The organism is Luteimonas sp. TWI662 (assembly GCF_039673825.1).
Lineage (GTDB): Bacteria > Pseudomonadota > Gammaproteobacteria > Xanthomonadales > Xanthomonadaceae > Luteimonas.
The window spans coordinates 49,110-63,903 of record NZ_JBDJMI010000014.1; the positions used below are offsets into that span (position 1 = coordinate 49,110).

Here is a 14,794-nt window from a genome sequence, read left to right on the forward strand (position 1 = left end):
GGTTACTGTCCGGTAATGGCGGTCAGCAGGGTGCGGACCTTGGATTCGAGGAAGCTCAGCGAGGCGCGGTACTCCAGCGCCGCACGGCCGTAGGCGGCGCGCTCGGCATCGGGATCGACACTGTTGCCGTCCAGGCTGGCCTGGGCGGCGACGCGCGCGACCTCGAACGGCGCCAAGGCATCGGCGCCGGGCAACGGGATGTGGTCGGCGCGCTCGCGCAGCGGCGGCTGCCCGCCGGCTTCGCGCGTGCGTGCGGCGGCGGCCAGCGCGGCGTTGAAGTCGAGATCGCGGGCCTGGAAGCCGGGTGTGTCGGCGTTGGCCAGGTTGCTGGCGATGAGCTTCATCCGCTGCTCGCGCAGCGGCAGCGCATCGGCCTGCAGCCCGAGGTAGGACGAGATCGGATTGGACATGGCCGGGCTCCGGTGGAGGTCGCCGGTGACCGTGCAAGCGGCGTGCCAGGGTGCCCGGCGCGGTGGCCGCGACCGGGCTCAGGCGGCGACGAGTCGCCCGCCGGCCGCCTCGGCGACCTCGTGCAGGCGCTTGAGCACTTCGTCGGCCAGGTCGTGCGGGCTGTACTTGGCGACGAACGCGTTGGCGCCCACGCTCTGCACCATCGAGGTGTTGAACACGCCCGACAGCGAGGTGTGCAGCAGCACGTACAGGTCGGCCAGGCCGGGGTGGCGACGGATTTCCGTCGTCAGCGTGTAGCCGTCCATGGCCGGCATCTCGATATCGGAGACGATCATCGCGTAGCGCTGCGAGGGCGGCTCGCCGGCCGCATGCAACTGCAACAGGTGGTCGAGCGCCTGGCGGCCGTCGGACAGCAGGGTCACGCCGACGCCGAGCTGGTCGAGCACGCTGCGGATCTGCTGGCGCGCGACGCGCGAATCGTCGACCACCAGCACCTGCATCGGCGGCGCGTCGGCCGGCAGCGCATAGTCCGGGGACAGGTCGGCATCCATCCGCGCCTGCGAGATGTCGGCCAGCACGCTCTCCACGTCGATCACCTGGATCAGCTCGCCCTGATAGCGCGTGACCGCGGTCAGGTAGCCGCCCTCGGCGCCCAGGTCGGGTGGCGGCAGCACGTCCTCGACCGCGATGTTGACGATGCGCTCGACCCCGCTGACCAGGAAGCCCTGGACCGAACGGTTGAACTCGGTGACCACCAGGTAACCGGGTGGGGCGTCGTCGCTGCGCTCGGGATGGCCGATCGCCACTCCCAGGTCGAGCACCGGCACGCTGCGCCCGCGCACGTCGGCGACCCCGGCGAACTGCGCCGGCAGCCCCGGCACGCGGAACAGGTGCGGCCGGCGCAGGACTTCCTGCACCTTGAACACGTTGACGCCAAAAACCTGACGTCCGCCGAGACGGAACAGCAGCAGCGCCAGCCGGTTGTGGCCGGCGAGGCGGGTACGCTGGTCGATGCGGTCGAGCAGATCCTGCGACATGCCTGCGGTATCGGCGCGCAACCCCACGACTTGAGCGGCGACCGACACGCGTCGCGGCACGGCGCTTGCATCGCCTGCGATATCCGTTCGTCCGTGAGGGCCCCGCCATGACCGTCTGCCTGCTGCGACCCGCCGCAATGGCCTGGTGCCTGAGCGCCGCGCTGCTGGCGGTCGCTGGGGTCACGTCGGTGGCCGCGTCGGACGCATTCCAGTCGGTCGATTCGATCCGCCTGGCGGCGCTGTCGGCGGTCGAGAGCGGCGAGGCCGAGGCGACGCTCGACCCGGCGCTGCGCATGCCGCGGTGCGCCGAGCCGCTGGAGGCCGCCCGCAGCGGCGGCGCCACGGTGGAGGTGCGCTGCCCCAGCGGTTGGCGGCTGTATGTGCCGGTCCGCGTGCGGCGCAGCCAGATGGTGTTGGTGCTGGCGCGCGGCGTGGCTGCAGGCCAGGCGCTCGCGGCCGATGATCTCATCGCCGAACGTCGCGACGGCGCGCGCGTGGCCGGCGCGGCGGTCGCCGATCCGGCCGATGCCGTTGGCCGCAGCGCGCGCCGCACCTTGCTCGCCGGCAGCGTGTTGACCGCAGGCGACCTCGTGTCGCCGCGACTGGTGCGCCGTGGCGACACCGTCGCGCTGGTCTCGCGCCAGGCCGGTATCGAGGTGCGCATGGCCGGTCGCGCGCTCGGCGATGCCGGCGAGCGCGAGCGGGTCAGTGTCGAGAACCTGTCCTCGCGCCGGGTGGTGCAGGGCATCGTCGACCCGGCCGGCGACGTGGTCGTCGGGCGCTAGTCGACGATGCGATCCCACGCCCGGCGCCGATCCGCGCTAAAGCTCCGCGGACCGGGGCCGATACCATCCACGAACCCATTCACGCACTTCGTGTCAGGATCCCCGTCATGACCCACAAGATCGATGGACTCCAGGCGCCGACTGTCCGCAGTGCCGCGCCCGTGGCCGGCGCCCAGGTGGCCCGCGCCGGCGACAGCCGCGACAAGGCGGTCGAAGCCGCCAGCGCCACGACCGGCGACAGCCTGCGCCTGACCGGCGAGGCGACTGGCCTGCAGGCCCTGCAGCGCGACCTCTCGACACGACCGGCTTTCGACGAATCGCGCGTCCAGGCCGTGCGCGAGGCGATCGCCTCGGGCAGCTACCGCGTCGACGCCGAGGCGATCGCCTCGCGGATGCTCGATCTCGACGCCCGCCTGGGCGGCTGATCCGATGACGCCGGCACAGGACAGCCTGGCCCGTCTTGCGAGCGCGCTCGCCGACGAGCGCGAGGCGCTGATCTGCCACGATGTCGGCGCGCTGATGCGCTCGACCCAGGACAAGATCGTCGCGCTGCGCGAGCTCGAGCGCTGCCCGGCCGACGAACTGGCCGGCCCGTTGGCCGAGCTGAGCGAGCTCAACCGCGCCAACGGTGCGCTGCTCGCCCGGCGCCGGCGCGAGGTGAACTGGGCGCTGCGACACCTGGGGCGGTCCGAAAGCCTGCCCGGGTACGACGCACAGGGCCGCGCCGAGCGTGATTGCCGCAGCCGCGAACTCGCGGTCGCCTGAGCGGCGACGTCCTGCGGTTAGAATCGTCAGGCGTCCGTAGCCGGCTCCACGCAGTGCCCCCGATTTCCGATCCCGTCGTCGCACCGCCCCCGACCATGCCCACTTCGGTCCTGTCCTGTATCGAGGAGGGCGTCTACCTCTACGGAGGCGACGGTCGCCTGCTGTACGCCAACCCGACCGGCGATGCGCTGCAGCGGTTGCATCCGACCTGGGCCGCCGACGCGTATAGGCTCGACGCGCTGCTGCCGGCGCAGGCGCTGGAGCAGGCCGAGACCACCGGCCGCTGGCGCGACCAGGTCGCCTTCGGCGAAGGCACCCAGGTCGCCGCGCGTCTGTATCGGTTGGCGGCCGACGACGGGCGCTACCTGCTGGTGCTGCAGGACCCCGGCCGGCCGCGACGCGGCGACGACGAACTGTTGCAGCGCCACCGCGAGCTCAACGTTCGCTTCAATGCGGCGCAGGAGCAGTTGCTGCAGGCCGAGAAGCTGGCCTCGATCGGCCAGTTGGCCGCCGGCGTCGCGCACGAAATCAACAACCCGATCGGTTACGTCCATTCCAACCTCGGCAGCCTGCAGGAGTACGTCGGCAATCTGTTCGCGCTGATCGATGTCTACGAGCGCGCGCTGCGCAGCGACGACCCGCAGACGATGCGCGCGGAGATCGACGCCACCCGCGAACGCCTGGACATCGACTTCATCAGCCGCGACCTGCCGCAGCTGCTGACCGAGTCGCGGCAGGGCATCGAGCGGGTCACCCGCATCGTCCGCGACCTGCGCGACTTCTCGCGCTCGGACCGCGAGCACGCCTGGCGCCTGGCCGACCTGCATGCCGGGCTCGAATCGACGATCAACATCGTCTGGAACGAGCTGCGCTACAAGGCCACGCTGGAGAAGGACTACGGCACGCTGCCGATGGTCGAATGCCTGCAGTCCGAGCTCAACCAGGTGTTCATGAACCTGCTGCTCAACGCCGGCCAGGCGATCGAGACCCAGGGCACGATCGCCGTGCGCACCGGCCACGAGGGTGAGGAGGTCTGGGTGGAGATCGCCGATAGCGGCAACGGCATTCCGGCCGAGATGCTGCAGCGGATCTTCGACCCGTTCTTCACCACCAAGCCGGTGGGCAAGGGCACGGGCCTGGGCCTGTCGATCTCCTACGGCATCGTCGCCAAGCACCACGGCCGGATCGAGGTCGACAGCGCGCCGGGCACCGGCAGCCGCTTCCGCATCGTGCTGCCGGTGCGGCAACCGGGTGCGCACGCCTGAGTCGGGGTGTGCGCCTGGCGCCTACTCCGTGCCGTCGCGCCCGCGCTGCATGTCGTAGGTCCGGAACGCCTGGCGGATGTGGTCGCGCAGCACGTTGTCGTCCCAGGGCTTGGTCAGGAACCGGTAGATCGCGCCGCGGTTGATCGCCTCGGTCACCGTGGCCAGGTCGGTGTAGCCCGAGAGCACCAGGCGGATGGTGTCGGGATAGAGCATCTTGACCCGGCCGAGGAACTCGGTGCCGTCCATCTCCGACATCCGCTGATCGGACAGGATCACCTGCACTTCGTTGGTCGCCAGCAGGCCGAACGCGTCGCGCACGTTGCCGGCGGCCAGGATCCGGTAGCCGTCGCGGCGAAACAGCCGCACCAGCGCTCGCAGCACGTTCTCCTCGTCGTCGACCAGCAGCAGCGTGCGATGCGATTTGGTCGCGGTGAACAGCTCCGGACGCAGATAGCGGCGACGCAGCGCCTGGCCCGCGGTCTCGGCGCTCATCGGTTCGCCGAACAGGTAGCCCTGGAAATAGTCGCAGTCGGCCCGGCGCAGGAAGCCGAGCTGGGCCTCGGTCTCCACGCCATTGGCGATCACCTTCATGCCCAACTGGTGGCCCATCGCGATCAATGCCCGCACGATCGCGGTCTCGCGGCTGCCTGCAGGCGCGGCGTTGATGAAGCTGCGGTCGATCTTGAGGATATCGGCCGGATACCGCACCAGCGCGCCCAGGCTGGCGTCGCCGGTGCCGAAGTTGTCGAGCGTGACCCCGATGCCCTCGTGGCGCAGCGTCGACACTGCGCGATGGACGACGTCGATGTTCGCCCCCAGCGCCCGCTCGTTGAGCTCGAGCACCAGCGAGGAGGTCGGCAGTCCGGCCTGCTGCATGCGGCCGAGCAGGCGATCGACGAATGCCGGGTCGAGCAACTGTTGCGTGGTGACGTTCATGCCGACGAAGAAATCGTCGAACCCTTGTTCGCGCCAGGTGCGGATCTGTGCGACCACGCGATCGAGCATCCAGTTGCCGATCTGCAGGATCGCGCCGATCCGCTCGGCAGTCGGCAGGAAGCGCTCGGGCAACAGCAGGCCGAGGGTCGGCGATTGCCAGCGCAGTAGCGCTTCCATGCCGATCACGCGCCCGTCGCGGGCGCTGATCTTGGGCTGGTAGCGCAGCCGGAACTCCCCATTGGGCAGCGCTTCGAGGATCTGCCGGCCGATGCCGTTCTCGCCCTGGCTGCGATCGGCGGCCGCGTTGCTGTGCAACTGGACGTGTTCGTAGACCGCGTGCGAGGCGCGGCGCACCGCATTCTCGGCCAGTTGCAGCAGGGCCGAGGGCTCGGTGCCGTGCTGCGGGCACAGGCTCACCCCGAGCTTGGCATCGAGAAAGAGCGTATAGGGCAGGACTTCGAGCGGGCGCTCGATCTCCTCGACCAGGGCCTCGGCCAGTGCCTGCGCCGAAGCGGGCGCGTCGTCGGACAGCCAGGCGGCGACGACGAACTCGTCGCTGCCGTGGCGCCACACCATGCCCTGCGCGCCAAGCCTGGCCTGCAGCCGGGCGCCGACCGCCTGGAGCGCGGCGTCGCCGACGTCCGTGCCCATGTTCTGGTTCACCGAGACGAAATGGTCGATGTCCACGTGCAGCACCGCCAGGGCGCCGCCGCGGGTTCTGGCATCGCGGATCATCCGCGCCAGGGCAGGGTGACCGGCACCCAGACGTTCCAGCGGCATCGAGGTAGGCTGCATCGCGGGATTCTACCGGCTCGCCCGGCCTGCAGCGGTCATGAGATGGCCTGCACGTCGTAGGGCAGGCGCGCCTCGATCCGCGTGCCGCCGGTACGCGAGGACGCCGCGTCCAGTCGGCCACCGACGCCTTGCGCGCGCTCGCGCATGATCACCAGGCCCAGCCCCGTCGGTGCGCTGTCGGGAAAGCCGACACCGTCGTCGCCGACGTGCAGGCACAAGGTGCCGGCGTCCTCGTACAGCCGCAACGCCACCCGACTCGCCCGGGCGTGCCGGACGATGTTGGTCAGCGCTTCCTGTGCGATGCGGAAGCAGGCCTGCTCGACTTCGCGGGCCGGCCGGCGTGTCAGCGTTGCGACTTCGACCTCGGCCTGCAGCGCGGCGTTGCGCAGCAACCGTGCGGCATGCGCGCGCAGCGCGGCCTCCAGACCCAGCGCGTCGAGCTGCGGCGGGCGCAGCAGCACCGAGATGTCGCGCAGGCGCTCGATCGTCGCATCGGCCAGCATCGCGATGTCCTCCAGGTCGTCGCGGCGGCGCAGCGGGTCGGTCTCCACCAATGCACTGCCGGCGGCCAGCTTCATCGCGGTGACCGACTGCCCGATGTCGTCGTGCAGCTCGCGCGAGATCGCGCGTCGCTCGTCTTCCTGCAACGTGAACATGCGCGCCGCGAGCGCACGCAGTTCGGCGTTGCCGGCCGCCAGCGCGTCGCGCATCCGCTCCACCTCGCTCAGGTCGCGCAACACCACCAGCACGCAATCGGTGTCTTCGTAACGCGTGCGGCTGGCGGTCAGCGAGGCGCGAAAGCCAGTCGCGTCCCGGCGCCGCATGCGCGGGGCAGGCGTGTCGCGCGCGTGCGTGGGCTCGACGAGCAGCGCGTCGAATGTCGCCCGGTCCTCCTCTGCGACCAGCGTCGCGGCCGTCACCCCCGCCATCGACCCGGCGTAGCCGAACGCGGCCGCAGCAGCGGCATTGGCGTGGCGGACCTGGCCGCCTGCGACCAGCAGCGTGCCGTCGGGCATCAGTTCCAGCAGTTCGCGCAGTTCCCGGTCGCGCTCGATGCGCCGGGCGGCAGCGAGCGCGCGCTCGTGGTTGCGGACCAGGCTGGCGGCCTGTCGCCGCAGCCACCAGCCGGGCAGTCCGGCCGCCGGAATCAGCAACAGCGCGGCGACCAGCAGCCGGCCGTCGAGCGGTCCGGCGGCGGGCAGCGACGCGGGCAGCACCGCGCAAACCCCCAGCCAGGCCAGCCCGCCGAGCAGGCAGCCCAGCCAGACGCGGCGGCCGAATGCAGCGAATCGGCGGCGCAACGCCTCGTCCTGGCGCCGTGCGGCGCGGACGTTCGTGTGTGCGGAACCCATCTGACCGGCTGCCCCGTGCATCGTTCGCCCACGAGTCTACCGGGCTGCTTTCGACAGCGCTCAACTTCGTCCCACGGTCGCCGCTAACGGACGGTGAGCAAAGTCGCGATCCGCGACCTACCAAGCCGACACGGAGCGAAACGGTCCCAGATGGATGCCGGCGTCATCTCGAGTCTTCTCGATCACCCGCTGTCCGACGGGTTGTTGCTGCTCGACCGCGGCGGACGCTGCCTGGTCGCCAACCCGGCCGCCCGGCGGCGGGGCCTGGACCGCCTGGTGGAACTGCATGCGCCGTCGCTGTCGCTGCTCTATGCGCGATTGCTCGATGGCGAGCATGCGATCGCCTGTGAACTGCCGGGACCGGACGCCCCGCTGTACGGCCGATTGCGCGCGATCTCGGTGGACGGGGCCGGCCCGATCGCATTTTCGTTGAGCGTGAGCCTGTCGGAAGATGTCGAGGACTGGCTGGAGGCCGCGGAAGCGGGCGGGCATGCCCTGTGGGTGTGGGACGTGCGTCACGACCAACTGCGTGGTTCGGCGACCTGGCATGCGCTCGTCGGCCATCGCGATGGCGCGCCGCTGTCGTTCGAGGAGATGTGCCGCCGGGTGCATCCGGAGGACCGCGGGCGGATGCGGGAGGCGATCGGTGCGTATCTGACCGGGCGCGAATCGTCCTATCTGTGCGAATACCGCTGCCTGCAGCCCGCCGCCGGCTGGCGCTGGGTGCGCGACAGCGGTCGGATCATCGCCCGCGACGCCCAGCGCGCGCCGCTGAAGGTGGCCGGCACGCTGACCGTCATCGACGACCACAAGCGGCTGGAGCAGCGCTTGCGCGAGCAGCGGCGCCTGGTGGAGGACACCCAGCGCCTGGCCGGCATGTCGAGCTGGAGCTGGGCCCCGGCCGCAGGGCTGGTGCACAGCGCGCCCGAGCTGCGACAACTGCTGGGCGTCGGCGACGGCGGCTCGTTGCGCGTGTGGCTGCGGCGGATTCCGCGCGCGCAGTTCCCGGTGCTGCGCACCAGCTGGCGCTGCCTGCGCGAGTGCGCCAAGCCCGCGCATTTCGACCTGGTGGTCGACAGCGTCGCCGGCCCTGCGCACCTGCAGATCTGGGCCTCGCTCAGCGGCGACGAGGACGAGGGCGGGCTGCCGGCGCGGGTGCTGGCACAGGTCCAGGACGTGACCCGGCAGCGGCATGCCGACGCCGAGGCACATCGGCGCGGCGACCTGTTGCGGCGCGTCGCCGAACTCGGCCGCATTGGCGGCTGCGAGGTCGACGCCGCGACCCGGCGTCTGCACTGGACCGGCGAGTGCGCCGGCCTGCACGGCCGCGAGGGCGAGTCGCTGGCGCTCGACGAGCTGTTGCGCCACTACACCACCGAATCGCGCGAGATCCTGCAAGCGGCGATGAGCCGCACCGCCGGCGGCGCGCCCACTCAGACCATCGAGCTGTGTTTCTACCGGCCCGACGGTGCGCAGGTGTGGACCCAGGCCGTCGTCGACTACGAGTCGGGCGACGGCCGACCGGCGCGCTGGCTGGTGCTGTTCCGCGACATTTCCCGCGAGCGCGCCGCGAGCGAGCGCATCGAGCGCCTGGCGCACTTCGACGCGTTGACCGGGCTGCCCAATCGCACCCGGCTGCGCCAGGACATCGAGACGGCGCTGGTCGCCAACGCGTCTGCCTACCAGGCGCTGCTGCTGCTCGACGTCGCGGGGTTTGGCGGCATCAACGAGGCCCATGGCCATGCCGCAGGCGACGGCGTGCTTAAGGCCATCGCCACCCGGTTGCACATGCTCGTCGATGCCGGCGACCTGTTCGGGCGCGTAGGCGCCGACGAGTTCGTGGTGCTGCTGCAACAGGGCGAAAGCCGTCACGATGTCGCCAGCAGCGCGCAGCGGATCGTCGCCGGGCTCTCGGATCCGGTGCCGGTCGGCGGCGAGATCTTGCGCTTTGGCATCAGTGCGGGCATCGCGATCCGGCCTGCGGGCGTGGGCTTCGACGAACTGCTGCGTGCCGCCGGGGTCGCATTGCACGGCGCCCGCCAGGGCGGGCGCAATCGGGTCGAGTTCTACAGCCCCGATGCCTGGCGGCTCGCTCGGCGGCGGCTGGATGTCGAACATGCGCTGCGCGGCGCGCTCGAGCATGAAGAGTTCACACTCGCCTACCAGCCGCTGGTCGACATCGCACGCCGCAGCGTCTCGGGGGTGGAGGCGCTGCTGCGCTGGCAGCATCCCGAGCTCGGGGTCTGCCCGCCGGACGAGTTCATCGGCATCGCAGAAGCGACCGGCGACATCGCTGCGATCGGCGACTGGGTGCTGCGCGAGGCCTGCCGCCAGGCCGCGGCGTGGGAGGCGGCCGGCATCGCGTTCGGCCGGATGTCGATCAACGTCTCGGCGGTGCAGTTGCGCGACACCGCGTTTGCCAGCCGGGTCCTCGCCGCCTGCGCCGAGGCGGGTTGGCCGCCCGCCCGGCTCGAGCTCGAGCTGACCGAGTCGGCGCTGTTGCACGACACCGAGGCCCTGCGGTCCTGCTTCGACATGCTCGTGGGCGCCGGCGTAGCGCTGGCCATCGACGACTTCGGCACCGGCTTCTCGAGCCTGAGCTATCTGAGCCGCTTCCCGGTGGGGCGGCTCAAGATCGACCGCAGTTTCATCTCCGAACTCGGAGGCTCGCGGCGCGCTGTCGAGGTCGCCCGCGCGATCATCCACCTGGGCAAGGCGCTGCGCATGCAGGTCCTGGCCGAAGGTGTGGAATCGATGGAAGACGAGCGCCTGTTGCTCGAGTCCGGCTGCGACGAGGTCCAGGGCTATCTGTACTCGCGCCCGCTACCGCCGCGCGAGATGGCGCGCTGGCTGCTCGCCCACCACCAGGCCGTGGACGGCGCCACAGCGCGCTGACCGAGCCGCCGGACGAGGGAAAACCGGGGTCAGAGTGCAATTTCGCCTCGAGAAATTGCCCTCTGACCCCGGTTTTGCGAGCCGTCGTGTCGAGAAGCTGCCAAGCGTACTGGCGCGGGTGCATCCCCTTGCGCGACACGTCGGCCTTTGTAACTGGATGCCGGTGGCAGGGAGTGCGCTGGAGAACGCGCTGGATTCGTTGACCAGCCCGTCCGCGTGGCGCAGCGCGACGCTCAGTAGCCGGCGGCCAGGTCCCAGGCGATGCTGGCCGCCACCGGATCGGGCGCGGGCGCATGCGATGGCGACTGGGACGCGTGATCGAGCAGGTCGCGCAGTTCTTCGTGGGCAGCGGCGTCGAGCCGCTGCAGCAGGTCGGCCGGGATCCTGCTGACGGTGGCATCGGCCGGTGCGCTCGTGCGCGACAGCACGCAGGCCCCGGTCGAAGCCGGGGCCTGGGGCGGGGCGCTGCTGGCAGAGCGCGGTTCCAACTCAGAACAGCTCGACGGTTCCTGCGCCCATGCTCTCCTGCGCAACCGGCTTGTGCGGTGGCTTCTCCCAGGTCGAGCGCGACTCGCGCAGGCGCTGTCCGATCCGCTGCAGCGCACGCATCATTTCCTCGTCGAGCGCGCCGCCGTTGCGATGCAGGATCTCCTGCAGATCGATCGCCTCGCGGTTGATCGCGCTCAGGCGCTCGAGGTGGGCATGGACCCCGCCCAGCGCCTGGGTCGCGATGTCTTCGAACTGCAGTGCCCGCACCGCGTCGCCGACGCTCGAGTCGATTGCGCGCCCGCACTCGGAGATCTCGCGCATGCCGTCGCCGAGCGAGCGGTTGATCGCGGCCACCTGGGTCAGCATGCCCGCCGCCTCGGCGCGCGCATCGCGCGAGCGGTCCAGGTCGCGCGAGGCCATGTTGGAGACCGTGTCGCGGACCTTGGCGATCGACTCCTTCGACGAATGGGCCAGCTTGCGGATCTGTTCGTTGAATGCGGTCGAGCGTTCGGACAGGTTGCGGACCTCGTCGGCGACCACGGCGAAGCCGCGGCCGGCCTCGCCGGCGCGCGCCGCTTCGATCGCGGCGTTGAGCGCGAGCAGGTTGGTCTGGTCGGCGATCGACTTGACGTCCTCGAGCAGCGCAAAGATGCCGTCCAGATGCCCGGCCATCTCATCGATGTGCGACACGGTGGTCACGCTCTGGCCGCTGACCTGCTCCAGCGCCTCGACCAACTGTTCCATGCGCTGGCTCGCGTGTTGCGCGAAGCGGGCGACATCGGCGCCGCCCATCCCGTCCTGGTCGCCGGTATGGTCGAGCAGCCGCCCCATCGCCTGCGCCTGCTGGCGGGACTTGCGGTTCATCGCGTCGAAGCTGCTGCCCAGCGCGCTGACCGCTTGTCGGATCAACTCGCGTGCACGTTCGATCTCGACCCGCGATCCCTCGATCTCGGCGCCGACGAACTGGCGCAGTTCGGTCAGCAACTGGTCCTGCTCCTTGAGCACGCGCACCTGTTCGGGCGAACGCCGGGTTTCTCGGCGCAGTAGCCACAGGCCCACGCCCAGCCAACTCGCGGTGAGGGTCAGCAGGATCGCCCATCGCGCAGGCGCCGCCCAACCGAGCGCGAACGCCAGCGGCAGAAGCAGGGTCAGCGACAACGGCGCGGCGAGGCGGATCAGGATGCGTGCGTACATGGCGCTCTCAGGGAGGTTCTCACGCTCCCGGTATCGGCACCCGGTGGCCGGCCTTTAGCCGGCCGCTGACAACTGCATGCGGATCGACGCCTGCAGCCTGACGCTCAGGGCACGCGCCGGGCGATCGACTCGAGCATGCGACCGCGCGAGAACAGCAGATCCCACTGGGTGCCGCCGAGCTGGCGCCACAGCACGGTCGCGCGCACCGCGGCGAGCAAAAGCGCGCGGATCTCAGCGACCACGCTGGCCTGGCCCAGGTAGTGCGGTGCGCCCTGGACCATGACCCGCGGCCGCAACTGGCTGATCGTGTCGGCATACAGCGCACCCAGCGCAAGCAACACGTCGGGATGCGCCGCGCCCTGCGATTCGGCCTGCGGCGCGATCCGGCGCAGGCCTGCACTCACCGCCTCGATGACATCGGGCTCGGCCGAGAACCGCCGTTCGAGCCGCATCACCGACATCGCGAGTTTCGGCACGCCCTCGTCGTGGGGCTGGCGGGTCAGGATGTCGCGCAGCAGGCGCAGCCCGGGCTGCAACCGCGGCACGCCGTCGTAGACATCGGCCACCGAATCGGCATCGATGCGGAAGACGCTGTCGATGACCGTTTGCGCCGCGTCGCCACGCGACTGGCCGGACTCGGCGGTGGTGCGGACTTGCTGGAGGGCCTGGGCGAGCGCGGCGAGCGCGAGCACCCGATCGTCAAAGGAATCGCTCATCGGACAAGTCTAGCGTCTGCGGCGCGATCAGGCCCGCCTGCGGCTGTCGTGGTGGCGGGCGCGGGGGCGTCGGTCGCCTCGATGACCGCACCGCCCAGGCAGCGCTCGCCGTCGTAGAGCACCAGCGACTGGCCGGGCGTGACCGCGCGTTGCGGCTGCGCGAAGCGCACCGCCAGCGTGCCGTCGTCGCGCACCTCGACCGCGCAGGCCTCGTCGGGCTGGCGGTAGCGGGTCTGCGCGCTGGCCACGAAGTGGGCGGCCGGCGGCGCGCCCGCAATCCAGTGCGCCTGCGCGGTCCAGGTCGTTCGCGACATCAGCCAGGGGCTGTCGCGCTGCTGATCGACCACCAGCACGTTGTCGTGGACGCGTTTGTCGACGACGTACCAAGGCGCGGCGGCAAAGCCGCGCACGCCGCCCAACTGCAGGCCCTCGCGCTGGCCGAGGGTGAAGAAGAACACCCCCGGATGGCGGCCGACCACGCGCCCGTCAGCGGTCTGGATCTCGCCCTCGCGGGCAGGCACGTAGCGGGCAAGGAAGCTGCGGAAGTCGCGTTCGCCGATGAAGCAGATACCGGTCGAATCCTTCTTCTCGGCCGTCGCCAGGCCATGAGCACGGGCGATCTCGCGGACCTGCGATTTGGGCAGGTCGCCGAGCGGGAACAGCGTCGCGGCCAGTTGCGCCTGGCCGAGCTGGTGCAGGAAGTACGTCTGGTCCTTGCTGCGATCCACGGCCCGCAGCAGCTGCCAGCCGCTGCCGTCACGCCCCACACGGGCATAGTGGCCGGTCGCGATCCGGGTCGCGCCCAGCGCGTGCGCCGCATCGAGGAAATGCCGGAACTTGATCTCGCGGTTGCACAACACGTCGGGATTGGGCGTACGCCCGGCCGCGTACTCGGTGATGAAGTGGGCGAACACACCGTCCCAGTATTCGCGCGAGAAGTCGCGGAAATGGATCGGCAGGCCCAGACGGCCGGCCACTGCGACCGCGTCGCGCCGATCGTCCTCGGCGCGGCAGACGCCGCTGCCGTCCTGGGCATCGTCGTCGGCCCAGTTCTGCATGAACAGAGCGGCCACCGGCGTGCCCGCGTCGCGCAGCAGCAGCGCGGCGACCGACGAATCGACCCCGCCCGACAGGCCGACGACGACCTCCGGCGCGCTCATCGAAGTTGGCGCAGCAGCGACAGCGGGTGACGCTGTCCGGCCAGGCAGTCGGCGACGACCTGCCAGACCAGTGGGCTGCGATGGCGTGCGGCCTCGGCGCGCAGCGCCTCGGGCGTGAGCCACAGCGCCTGCACGATGCCGTCATCGAGCGTGCGGTCCGGGTCGTGTGCCAGTGGGCGGGCGACCACGGCCACGCGAATGAAGTGGCGGCCGTCGGCCTCGCCGGGGCGCGGCGGGGATCTCCACTGGTACAGGCCGATCAGCGCGGTCGGCTCGACCGTCCAGCCCGATTCTTCGAGGGTCTCGCGCACCGCCGCATCGACCAGCGCCTCGTCGGGCTCGAGATGGCCCGCCGGCTGGTTGAGCACCAGGCGACCGTCGACCCGCTCCTCCACGCACAGCACCCGGCCGGCATCGAATACGACGCTGGCCACGGTCACGTCGGGCTGCCAGAAACGCCCGCTCATCGGGTCGCTCCGGCTGCGGACCACGTCGCGGTCGCGCAGCGGTGGCATCGCGCCATGCGGCCGCCGGCCGCAACACGGACGGGGGCGGGGAACGGGCGGGGCGGGGAACGAAGGCGCATGGCAGATCGGGCGGGGGACTCGGGGCATTGTCTCCCCGGCGCTCCCGACGCGTCCATCGCCGGCGCTTATAATTGCGCCATGAGCCGTAGACACCAACACGAGCACGACCACGGCACGGTCGTGGAGACCAGCAGGCCGGAAGTGGCGCCACCGCCGCTGTATTCGGTGCTGCTGCTCAACGACGACTACACGCCGATGGATTTTGTCGTCGAGATCCTGACCCGATTCTTCGCGCTCGACATCGAGCGCGCCACCCAGGTCATGCTGCACGTCCACACCCGAGGCCGGGGGGTATGCGGGATCTACAGCCGCGAGGTCGCCGAGTCGAAAGTCGCGCAGGTGAACGAATACGCAAGACTCAACCTTCACCCCTTGCTGTGCACGATGGAGAAGGCCTAATAAGAGCC

The 14,794-nt window shown here is 70.7% G+C and carries 15 protein-coding genes; 6 read left to right on the top strand and 9 right to left on the bottom strand.

Going from position 1 to position 14,794, the window contains the following annotated elements; all coding sequences use genetic code 11:
- Positions 1 to 2 precede the first annotated feature (2 nt).
- Positions 3 to 410 (bottom strand): flagellar basal body rod protein FlgB, encoded by a 408-nt coding sequence (gene flgB, locus ABE488_RS11110; protein ID WP_346448389.1) that lies wholly within the window; start codon positions 408 to 410, stop codon positions 3 to 5.
- Between the two features lie 78 nt (positions 411 to 488).
- On the bottom strand, positions 489 to 1,448 hold the full coding sequence (locus ABE488_RS11115; protein WP_183426914.1) for a chemotaxis protein: 960 nt from the start codon (positions 1,446 to 1,448) through the stop codon (positions 489 to 491).
- Between the two features lie 137 nt (positions 1,449 to 1,585).
- Here ABE488_RS11115 and flgA point away from each other — a divergent pair, with 137 nt between their 5' ends.
- The 4 genes from flgA (at position 1,586) to ABE488_RS11135 (ending at position 4,263) form a co-directional block, all read left to right on the top strand.
- On the top strand, positions 1,586 to 2,233 hold the full coding sequence (gene flgA / locus ABE488_RS11120) for a flagellar basal body P-ring formation chaperone FlgA (protein ID WP_346448440.1): 648 nt from the start codon (positions 1,586 to 1,588) through the stop codon (positions 2,231 to 2,233).
- Positions 2,234 to 2,340: 107 nt separating this feature from the next.
- Positions 2,341 to 2,658 carry a flagellar biosynthesis anti-sigma factor FlgM gene (flgM, locus tag ABE488_RS11125; protein ID WP_346442538.1) on the top strand — a complete coding sequence of 106 codons (318 nt, stop codon included), beginning with the start codon at positions 2,341 to 2,343 and terminating at the stop codon, positions 2,656 to 2,658.
- A gap of 4 nt (positions 2,659 to 2,662) precedes the next feature.
- Positions 2,663 to 2,998 carry a flagellar protein FlgN gene (locus ABE488_RS11130; RefSeq protein ID WP_346442536.1) on the top strand — a complete coding sequence of 112 codons (336 nt, stop codon included), beginning with the start codon at positions 2,663 to 2,665 and terminating at the stop codon, positions 2,996 to 2,998.
- Positions 2,999 to 3,093: 95 nt separating this feature from the next.
- Positions 3,094 to 4,263, top strand: coding sequence for an ATP-binding protein (locus ABE488_RS11135; protein ID WP_346442534.1), 1,170 nt, complete (start codon positions 3,094 to 3,096; stop codon positions 4,261 to 4,263).
- A gap of 21 nt (positions 4,264 to 4,284) precedes the next feature.
- On the opposite strand, the gene ABE488_RS11140 is transcribed toward ABE488_RS11135, so the two are convergent.
- Together ABE488_RS11140 and ABE488_RS11145 are read right to left on the bottom strand one after the other, a co-directional pair.
- Positions 4,285 to 5,994: an EAL domain-containing protein gene (locus ABE488_RS11140; RefSeq protein WP_346448390.1), complete on the bottom strand. Its 1,710-nt coding sequence runs from the start codon at positions 5,992 to 5,994 to the stop codon at positions 4,285 to 4,287.
- A 35-nt stretch (positions 5,995 to 6,029) separates the two neighbouring features.
- Positions 6,030 to 7,346, bottom strand: a complete 1,317-nt coding sequence (locus ABE488_RS11145; protein ID WP_346448392.1) for a sensor histidine kinase — start codon at positions 7,344 to 7,346, stop codon at positions 6,030 to 6,032.
- Positions 7,347 to 7,496: 150 nt separating this feature from the next.
- Here ABE488_RS11145 and ABE488_RS11150 point away from each other — a divergent pair, with 150 nt between their 5' ends.
- Positions 7,497 to 10,241, top strand: coding sequence for an EAL domain-containing protein (locus ABE488_RS11150; protein WP_346448393.1), 2,745 nt, complete (start codon positions 7,497 to 7,499; stop codon positions 10,239 to 10,241).
- Between the two features lie 233 nt (positions 10,242 to 10,474).
- On the opposite strand, the gene ABE488_RS11155 is transcribed toward ABE488_RS11150, so the two are convergent.
- The 5 genes from ABE488_RS11155 to ABE488_RS11175 form a co-directional block, all read right to left on the bottom strand.
- Positions 10,475 to 10,669 carry a hypothetical protein gene (locus tag ABE488_RS11155; RefSeq protein WP_346448395.1) on the bottom strand — a complete coding sequence of 65 codons (195 nt, stop codon included), beginning with the start codon at positions 10,667 to 10,669 and terminating at the stop codon, positions 10,475 to 10,477.
- 61 nt (positions 10,670 to 10,730) lie between these two features.
- Entirely contained in the window at positions 10,731 to 11,924 is a 1,194-nt protein-coding gene (locus ABE488_RS11160; protein WP_346442524.1) for a methyl-accepting chemotaxis protein, read from the bottom strand.
- 104 nt (positions 11,925 to 12,028) lie between these two features.
- Positions 12,029 to 12,640 (bottom strand): high frequency lysogenization protein HflD, encoded by a 612-nt coding sequence (gene hflD / locus ABE488_RS11165; RefSeq protein WP_346442522.1) that lies wholly within the window; start codon positions 12,638 to 12,640, stop codon positions 12,029 to 12,031.
- Positions 12,637 to 13,800 (bottom strand): tRNA 2-thiouridine(34) synthase MnmA, encoded by a 1,164-nt coding sequence (gene mnmA, locus ABE488_RS11170; protein ID WP_346448396.1) that lies wholly within the window; start codon positions 13,798 to 13,800, stop codon positions 12,637 to 12,639. Before mnmA ends, hflD begins: the two co-directional genes overlap by 4 nt.
- Positions 13,797 to 14,267 (bottom strand): NUDIX hydrolase, encoded by a 471-nt coding sequence (locus tag ABE488_RS11175; protein ID WP_346442518.1) that lies wholly within the window; start codon positions 14,265 to 14,267, stop codon positions 13,797 to 13,799. Before ABE488_RS11175 ends, mnmA begins: the two co-directional genes overlap by 4 nt.
- Before the next feature lie 198 nt (positions 14,268 to 14,465).
- Between ABE488_RS11175 and clpS the strand changes: the two genes are divergently transcribed.
- Positions 14,466 to 14,786 carry an ATP-dependent Clp protease adapter ClpS gene (clpS, locus tag ABE488_RS11180; protein ID WP_346442517.1) on the top strand — a complete coding sequence of 107 codons (321 nt, stop codon included), beginning with the start codon at positions 14,466 to 14,468 and terminating at the stop codon, positions 14,784 to 14,786.
- Positions 14,787 to 14,794 lie beyond the last annotated feature (8 nt).